Source organism: Helicobacter pylori, from assembly GCF_003637685.1.
Taxonomy (GTDB): domain Bacteria; phylum Campylobacterota; class Campylobacteria; order Campylobacterales; family Helicobacteraceae; genus Helicobacter; species Helicobacter pylori_CJ.
On sequence record NZ_MVWW01000015.1, the window covers coordinates 1 to 8,199 of the forward strand.

An 8,199-nucleotide genomic window follows, 5' to 3' on the forward strand; every position below is an offset into this window, starting at 1 on the left:
GGCTTAAAGATCCCTTTAGCGGTCAATTCCTTTTATGAAACGCATGGCAAAGGGTTAAACACTTCCCTCTTTTTCAAACGCCTTGTGGTGTTTAATGTGAGTTATGTTTATAGTTTTTAGGGGGGTAGAAATAAGCACCCCCTAAAAGCGTATCGCAACCTTTGAATTTCAAAAACTCTTTAGTTTTTTTGCCTCAAATGATGAACACTCTCGCCCCCAAGACCATAATTATTAGAATCAACCTCATCTATAATGACCACAATAGAAGCCTTATTTTTGTTTAACACCTTAACCATCAAATCTGAAACCCCTTCAATCAATTGCTGTTTTTGCTCGTTTGTTGGCCCTCCATTTTCTGGCACAAGTTTGATATTGATAAACGGCATGTTATTCCTTAAAATTGAGATAGCGTATTATAGCGCTTTTTCATCTTAAACCCTCTTTTAAAAAACGATAAAAATAAAAACAATAAAAGCCCTTTTAGTGGCTTTCAAGTCAAGTTAAGTTTGATATACTAACAGAATGAATACTTATAAAAACAGCTTGAACCACTTTTTAAATTTAGTGGATTGTTTAGAAAAAATCCCCAATGTGGGTAAAAAGTCTGCCTTTAAAATGGCGTATCATTTGGGTTTGGAAAACCCCTATCTGGCACTAAAAATCACGCACGCTTTAGAGAACGCCCTAGAAAACCTTAAAACATGCGCATCTTGTAACGCGCTCAGTGAGAGTGAAATTTGTGAGATTTGCTCTGATGAAAGCCGGCAAAATTCTCAGCTTTGCATGGTTTTACACCCAAGAGATGTGTTTATTTTAGAAGATTTAAAGGACTTTTTAGGGCGCTATTTTGTGTTAAATTCTGTAGAAGAAGTGGATTTTAACGCCCTAGAAAAACGCCTGATTGAAGAAAACATTAAAGAAATCATTTTTGCTTTCCCTCCCACTTTGGCTAATGATTCTCTAATGCTTTATATTGAAGATAAATTACAACGATTCCATCTCACTTTCACCAAAATCGCTCAAGGCGTGCCTACTGGAGTGAATTTTGAAAACATTGACTCCGTTTCGCTCTCAAGGGCGTTTAATTCAAGGATCAAAGCATGAATTTAAACTTTATGCCCCTATTGCATGCTTATAACCATGCGAGCATTGATTTTTATTTCAATTCTAGCGCTAGGGATTTTTGCGTGCATGAAGTGCCTTTGTATGAATTTAGCAACACGGGCGAACATGCCGTTATTCAAGTGAGGAAAAGCGGTTTAAGCACTTTAGAAATGCTTCAAATTTTTTCTCAAATTTTAGGGGTAAAAATCGCTGAATTGGGTTATGCGGGCTTGAAAGATAAAAACGCGCTGACGACTCAATTCATCTCACTCCCTAAAAAATACGCCCCTTTATTAGAAAAAAATACGAGCAACTTTCAGGAAAGAAACCTTAAAATCCTGTCTTTGAATTACCATCACAATAAAATCAAATTAGGGCATTTGAAAGGGAATCGCTTTTTTATGCGTTTTAAAAAAATGACCCCCCTAAACGCTCAAAAAACGGAGCAGGTTTTAGAACAAATCGCGCAATTTGGCATGCCTAATTATTTTGGCTCACAACGCTTCGGGAAGTTTAACGATAACCATAAAGAAGGGTTAAAAATCTTGCAAAATAAAACGAAATTCGCTCATCAAAAATTAAACGCTTTTTTAATTTCAAGCTATCAAAGTTATTTGTTTAACTCGCTTTTAAGCAAACGATTAGAAATCAGTAAAATCATTAGCGATTTTAGCGTCAAAGAAAATTTAGAATTTTTTAAACAAAAAAATTTAAGTATCCATTCAAACGCCCTAAAAGCCCTTAAAAACCAAGCCCACCCCTTTAAAATCCTAGAAGGCGATGTGATGTGCCATTACCCTTATGGGAAGTTTTTTGACGCTTTAGAATTAGAAAAAGAAAGCGAAAGGTTTTTGAAAAAAGAAGCTGTGCCTACCGGGTTACTAGATGGCAAAAAAGCTCTTTATGCAAAAAATTTGAGTTTAGAGGTTGAAAAAGAATTCCAGCATAATCTTTTAAGTAGCCATGCTAAAACGCTAGGCTCTAGGCGGTTTTTTTGGGTGTTTGCAGAAAATATAACTTCTCAATACATCAAAGAAAAAGCGCAATTTGAATTGGGATTTTACTTGCCTAAAGGGAGTTATGCGAGCGCGTTGCTCAAAGAAATCAAGCATGAGAAAGGAGAAAATAATGACGAATTTTGAAAAGATTATCGCGCAAAACAGGCTCAAAACGAACGCGGTTTTAGCGACTTATGGCGTGATTTTTGCTTTTATTGGGTTGTTAGTGGATGCTATTAGAATCAACGCTAATGATTTAGGCATAGCCCTTTTTAAACTCATCACTTTTCAAATTTTTCCTACGATCACCATTATCATGTTTTTAGCGGCTTTTGTCATTATTGTTATTTGTATCCAAAATTTTAGCTCTATCATGTTAAGCGGTGATGAATACAAGCTTATTGACCCAAGCAAGGTTTTAAGCTCTAAAGAAAATCAAATCCATCGCCTTTTGTTAGAGCTTTTAGAAGAGGCTAAGCTTCATTTTGAGCCTGAGCTTTATATCATTAATGCTCCTTATATGAACGCTTTTGCGAGCGGATGGGATGAATCTAATTCTCTTATCGCTCTTACAAGCGCTTTAATAGAGAGGTTGGATAGAGATGAATTGAAAGCCGTGATCGCTCATGAGCTCAGCCACATACGGCACAACGACATCCGCTTGACCATGTGCGTGGGGATTTTAAGCAATATCATGCTATTAGTGGCTAATTTTAGCGTGTATTTTTTCATGGGGAATCGCAAGAATAGTGGGGCGAATTTGGCCCGAATGATTTTATGGGCTTTACAGATCATTTTGCCTTTTTTAACGCTGATTTTACAAATGTATTTGAGCCGCACACGAGAATACATGGCCGATAGCGGGGCGGCGTTTTTAATGCATGATAGTAAGCCCATGATCAGAGCCTTACAAAAAATTTCTAACGACTATGCGAACAACGATTACAAGGGCATAGATCAAAACTCCACCCGATCAGCGGCTTATCTTTTTAACGCTGAAATGTTTAGCACCCACCCTAGCGTTAAAAATCGTATCCAATCTTTATCCAAGCGTGTGATCTAAATGGAAAATTTTTTCAACCAATTTTTTGAAAATATCGGCGAAGACAAGAATAGAGAAGGCTTGAAAGAGACGCCTAAAAGGGTTCAAGAATTATGGAAATTCTTGTATAAAGGCTATAAAGAAGATCCTAGAGTGGCTTTAAAAAGCGCGTATTTTCAAGGCGTTTGCGATGAAATGATAGTGGCTCAAAACATTGAATTTTACTCCACTTGCGAGCACCATTTACTCCCTTTTTTGGGGAATATTAGCTTAGGGTATATTCCTAAAGAAAAGATTGTAGGCATTAGCGCGATCGCTAAACTCATTGAAATTTATAGCAAACGCCTACAAATCCAAGAAAGGCTGACCACTCAAATTGCAGAAACTTTTGATGAAATCATAGAGCCAAGGGGTGTGATCGTGGTTTGTGAAGCCAAACATTTGTGCATGAGCATGCAAGGAGTGCAAAAGCAAAACGCGATCATTAAAACAAGTGTGTTAAGAGGCCTCTTTAAAAAAGACCCTAAAACCAGAGCTGAATTTATGCAACTCTTAAAATCTTAGGTTATAATTCTATGCATGAGTAGCCCTAATTTATCCTTTTATTATAATGAGTGCGAGCGTTTTGAAAGCTTTTTAAAAAACCATCATTTACACCTTGAAAGCTTCCACCCTTATTTGGAAAAAGCCTTTTTTGAAATGGTGCTTAATGGAGGTAAAAGGTTCCGCCCTAAGCTTTTTTTAGCCGTGCTTTGTGCTTTAGTGGGTAAAAAAGATTATTCTAACCAACAAACAGAATATTTTAAAATCGCTTTAAGCATTGAATGCTTGCACACTTATTCGCTCATCCATGACGATTTGCCTTGCATGGATAACGCCGCTTTAAGGAGAAACCACCCCACTTTACACGCTAAATACGATGAAACCACAGCCGTTTTAATTGGCGATGCGCTCAACACTTATTCTTTTGAATTGCTTTCAAACGCTTTACTAGAAAGCCACATTATTGTGGAATTAGTCAAAATCTTAAGCGCTAATGGGGGGATTAAAGGCATGATCTTAGGGCAGGCTTTGGATTGCTATTTTGAAAACACGCCCTTAAATTTAGAACAGCTCACTTTCTTACACGAGCATAAAACCGCTAAATTGATTAGCGCGAGCTTGATGATGGGGTTTGTTGCAAGCGGTATTAAAGATAAAGAGCTTTTTAAATGGCTTCAAGCTTTTGGGTTAAAAACGGGTCTTTGTTTTCAAGTGCTAGATGATATTATAGATGTTACGCAAGATGAAAAAGAAAGCGGTAAAACCACTCATTTAGACAGCACTAAAAACAGCTTTGTGAATTTATTGGGGCTAGAGAGGGCGAATAATTACGCTCAAACTTTAAAAACAGAGGTTTTAAACGATTTAAACCTACTAAAACCCGCTTATCCTTTATTGCAAGAAAATTTAAACGCATTATTGAACACTCTATTTAAAGGCAAGACATGAAAAAAATTCTACTCACCAACGATGATGGCTACCATGCAAAAGGCATTAAAGCTTTAGAACAAGCTTTAGAAGAAATGGCAGAAATCTATGTGGTCGCCCCCAAGCATGAAAAAAGCGCATGCTCGCAATGCATCACGATCACTGCGCCTTTAAGAGCGGAGAAAATTAAGGGCAAAGAAGGCCGGCATTATAGGATTGATGATGGCACGCCAAGCGATTGCGTGTATTTAGCAATCAATGAGCTTTTTAAACATGTTTGTTTTGATTTGGTGATTTCAGGGATCAATCTTGGCTCTAACATGGGCGAAGACACGATTTATTCGGGAACGGTGGCCGGAGCGATTGAAGGCACGATTCAGGGTGTGCCTTCCATTGCGATTTCTCAAATCCTTTCTAACAAAAACAAAAACACTTCCTTCAGTTTTGATCTAGCTCAAAAGATTATCCAGGATTTAGTCCAAAACATTTTCACCAAAGGCTACCCTTTAAAAGGGCGCAAACTCTTAAATGTGAATGTTCCTAATTGCTCCTTACAAGAATATAAGGGCGAACGCATCACCCCTAAAGGCTATAGGCTGTATAAAAAAGAAGTGCATAAACGAACAGACCCTAAGAATGAAAGCTATTTTTGGCTAGGGCTGCACCCTTTAGAATGGCAAAAGCGCGAAAATGAAGACAGACTCTCTGATTTTGACGCTATCGCTTCAAACCATGCCTCTATCACACCTTTAAATTTAGACTTAACCAGTTATGATGATTTGAAAAGCTTGGAATCTTGGCATGAGGGAATGTTAAAGTGAATAAAAAGCACCGCTTGGCTTTTTTAGGGCTAATTGTTGGGGTTCTATTCTTCTTTAGCGCATGCCAGCACCGCCTGCACATGGGGTATTATTCAGAAGTTACAGGGGATTATTTATTCAACTATAATTCCACTATCGTGGTGGCTTATGACAGAAGCGATGCGATGACTTCTTATTATATCAATGTGATTGTTTATGAATTGCAAAAATTAGGCTTTTACAATGTTTTCACGCAAGCGGAATTCCCATTAGATAAAGCAAAAAATGTGATCTATGCACGCATTGTCCGTAATATCTCGGCCGTGCCGTTTTATCAATACAATTACCAACTGATCGATCAAGTCAATAAGCCTTGTTATTTTCTTGGGGGGCAGTTTTATTGCTCTCAAACCCCTACGGATTATTACGCTATCAATGGCTTTAGCGAGCAAATTTTAATGAGCGCTAATTCGCATTTTATTTTGGATTGGTATGATGTGGTGTTGCAAAAACGGGTTTTATATGTGGATGGGAGCGTGAGCGGGAGGACTTGTGGCTATCAAATGCTGTATAGGGATTTGATTAAAAGCACGATCAAACGCATTGATTTTAACCGCCCTGAACGCTACTACTACAATTTAAGACTGCCCCTTTATCAGCCATGCTATAGGCAATGAGCAATGGTTATCAGGCGATTGTATAAATTTTGCGCTAGCCATGTGGTGCGCAATTGCTCTTCTTTAAGATGTGCTCAAAATATCCATGGGCATAATTATGAAGTGGAAGTCTTTATTGAAACCAACCGCTTGGATAACGCGAACATGGCGTTAGATTTTGGGCTGATGCAGCAAGAAATGCAAACCTTTATAGACTCCTTTGATCATGCCCATCATTTTTGGGATAAAGAAAGCGTTGAGTTTCAGCGTTTTATAGAAAATCATTGCGTTCGTTATGTGAAATGCTCGTTTAATTTGAGTGCGGAGAGTTACGCCCTCATGTTTTTATACTACCTTTCAAGGATTTTACAAAAAAGCGTTTTTTCTAATAATGAAGGGGAATTAAAAGTCTCTAGCGTGCGCGTGCATGAGACTAAAAATGGCTACGCTGAAAGCTTTTTAAACGATTTAGAAAACCCTCATTTTAAATCTTTAGTGCATCCAAATTGCGTCTCTTTTTCACAAGGCATTCAAAATTTGTGGCATGATAAGGACTTTTTCAATAAAATCATTAGCGATGAAAAACAATGCTTTTTTCACGCTAAACCCCTACACCAAATCCCATGAAACTCCCGGTCGTTGAGAGCTTTTTTTCCTTACAAGGCGAAGGAAAAAGGATAGGCAAGCCCAGTCTTTTTTTGCGCTTAGGGGGGTGTAACCTTTCATGCAAGGGCTTTAATTGTAAAACCCCATTCAATGATGAAATCCTAACAGGTTGCGATAGTTTGTATGCGGTGCATCCTAAATTCAAAACATCTTGGGATTATTACAATGAGCCTAAGCTCTTGATTGAACGATTAGTTAATTTAGCCCCTAGTTATAAGGATTTTGATTTCATTCTTACAGGCGGGGAGCCAAGCTTGTATTTTAATAACCCTATTTTATTGAGCGTTTTAGAGCATTTCCACCGCCAAAAAATCCCTTTATGTGTAGAGAGCAATGGTTCTATTTTTTTTGAATTTAGCCCTATTTTAAAAGAATTGCATTTCACCCTAAGCGTCAAACTCTCTTTTTCTTTAGAGGAAAAAAGCAAGCGGATCAACCTCAAAGCCTTACAAAATATCTTAAATAACGCTAAAAGCGCGCATTTTAAATTTGTTTTGGATAGCCAAAACGCCGCTCAATCTATTATAGAAATTCAAAGCCTTTTGAAACAACTCTCCTTAAAAAATAATGAAATCTTTTTAATGCCCTTAGGCACAACGAATAAGGAGCTAGACAAAAACCTCAAAACCCTAGCCCCCCTAGCCATAGAGCATGGTTTCAGGCTGAGCGATAGGCTCCATATCCGCTTGTGGGATAATCAAAAAGGGTTTTAAAAAGTTAATCATGACCATCAAAGTTTTTTCGCCCAAATACCCCACTGAATTAGAAGAATTTTATGCTGAGCGTATCGCTGACAACCCTTTAGGGTTTATCCAACGCTTGGATCTTTTGCCCAGTATTAGCGAGTTTGTTCAAAAATTGTGCGAGCATGGCGGGGAATTTTTTGAAATGAGAAAGGATAACAAGCTCATTGGGATCTGTGGGCTTAATCCTATCAATCAAACAGAAGCAGAGCTGTGCAAATTCCATATAAATACCGCTTATCAATCCCAAGGGTTGGGCCAAAAACTCTATGAGAGCGTGGAGCGATACGCTTTTATTAAAGGCTATACTAAAATCTCTCTGCATGTGAGCAAGAGTCAAATCAAGGCATGCAACCTCTATCAAAAGCTGGGTTTTGTGCGCATCAAAGAAGAGGATTGCGTGGTGGAGTTGGGCGAAGAGACTTTGATTTTCCCCACTCTTTTTATGGAAAAGATTTTGTCTTGATTGGTGCATCCATTTGACACACGCCAAAGCTTTTAACCATCAAACTTTGATTAACACAGCCTAATTAACGCTAAATAAACCCTAAAACAAACGCTTGTTGTTAAAATTTTGTTTTAATATGAAACACTAAACCCTTTTAAAACTTTAATTTTTGGAAAAAAATAAACAAACCATTCCCTTAAATTGTATAATAAAAACACTATAAACTAAAAAGAGATAACCATGAGAAAACTATTCATCCCACTTTTATTATT

At 37.7% G+C, this 8,199-nt stretch carries 12 protein-coding genes; 11 read left to right on the forward strand and 1 reads right to left on the reverse strand.

All coding sequences use genetic code 11. From position 1 onward, the window contains the following. Positions 1 to 120 (forward strand): outer membrane beta-barrel protein (locus EAL44_RS07715; protein WP_073423031.1); only part of this gene is annotated, 120 nt, incomplete at its 5' end. A gap of 59 nt (positions 121 to 179) precedes the next feature. Here the strand turns inward: EAL44_RS07715 and EAL44_RS07720 are convergent. Beyond that, positions 180 to 386, reverse strand: a complete 207-nt coding sequence (locus tag EAL44_RS07720; protein WP_001115881.1) for a 2-hydroxymuconate tautomerase family protein — start codon at positions 384 to 386, stop codon at positions 180 to 182. Between the two features lie 136 nt (positions 387 to 522). Between EAL44_RS07720 and recR the strand changes: the two genes are divergently transcribed. Genes recR through EAL44_RS07770 form a run of 10 tightly spaced genes read left to right on the forward strand, consistent with a single transcriptional unit; the run spans position 523 to position 7,945 of the window. Continuing rightward, positions 523 to 1,104, forward strand: coding sequence for a recombination mediator RecR (recR, locus tag EAL44_RS07725; RefSeq protein ID WP_121076544.1), 582 nt, complete (start codon positions 523 to 525; stop codon positions 1,102 to 1,104). After that, entirely contained in the window at positions 1,101 to 2,246 is a 1,146-nt protein-coding gene (gene truD / locus EAL44_RS07730; protein WP_121076547.1) for a tRNA pseudouridine(13) synthase TruD, read from the forward strand. The genes recR and truD overlap by 4 nt, the downstream gene beginning before the upstream one ends. After that, positions 2,233 to 3,165: a zinc metalloprotease HtpX gene (gene htpX / locus EAL44_RS07735; RefSeq protein ID WP_240448928.1), complete on the forward strand. Its 933-nt coding sequence runs from the start codon at positions 2,233 to 2,235 to the stop codon at positions 3,163 to 3,165. The genes truD and htpX overlap by 14 nt, the downstream gene beginning before the upstream one ends. Further along, positions 3,166 to 3,708 carry a GTP cyclohydrolase I FolE gene (folE, locus tag EAL44_RS07740; RefSeq protein ID WP_000426975.1) on the forward strand — a complete coding sequence of 181 codons (543 nt, stop codon included), beginning with the start codon at positions 3,166 to 3,168 and terminating at the stop codon, positions 3,706 to 3,708. It begins immediately after the preceding gene. 15 nt (positions 3,709 to 3,723) lie between these two features. After that, positions 3,724 to 4,635: a polyprenyl synthetase family protein gene (locus EAL44_RS07745; protein ID WP_121076552.1), complete on the forward strand. Its 912-nt coding sequence runs from the start codon at positions 3,724 to 3,726 to the stop codon at positions 4,633 to 4,635. Then, the gene (gene surE / locus EAL44_RS07750; protein ID WP_121076555.1) at positions 4,632 to 5,435 is read left to right on the forward strand and encodes a 5'/3'-nucleotidase SurE; all 804 of its coding nucleotides are present in this window, start codon (positions 4,632 to 4,634) and stop codon (positions 5,433 to 5,435) included. Before EAL44_RS07745 ends, surE begins: the two co-directional genes overlap by 4 nt. Beyond that, positions 5,432 to 6,091: a hypothetical protein gene (locus tag EAL44_RS07755; protein ID WP_001034745.1), complete on the forward strand. Its 660-nt coding sequence runs from the start codon at positions 5,432 to 5,434 to the stop codon at positions 6,089 to 6,091. The genes surE and EAL44_RS07755 overlap by 4 nt, the downstream gene beginning before the upstream one ends. 3 nt (positions 6,092 to 6,094) lie before the next feature. Then, positions 6,095 to 6,697, forward strand: coding sequence for a 6-pyruvoyl trahydropterin synthase family protein (locus EAL44_RS07760; protein WP_121076558.1), 603 nt, complete (start codon positions 6,095 to 6,097; stop codon positions 6,695 to 6,697). Further along, the gene (locus EAL44_RS07765; protein WP_121076561.1) at positions 6,694 to 7,449 is read left to right on the forward strand and encodes a 7-carboxy-7-deazaguanine synthase QueE; all 756 of its coding nucleotides are present in this window, start codon (positions 6,694 to 6,696) and stop codon (positions 7,447 to 7,449) included. Before EAL44_RS07760 ends, EAL44_RS07765 begins: the two co-directional genes overlap by 4 nt. Positions 7,450 to 7,459: 10 nt before the next feature. Continuing rightward, the gene (locus EAL44_RS07770) at positions 7,460 to 7,945 is read left to right on the forward strand and encodes a GNAT family N-acetyltransferase (RefSeq protein WP_121076564.1); all 486 of its coding nucleotides are present in this window, start codon (positions 7,460 to 7,462) and stop codon (positions 7,943 to 7,945) included. Positions 7,946 to 8,199: the final 254 nt, after the last annotated feature.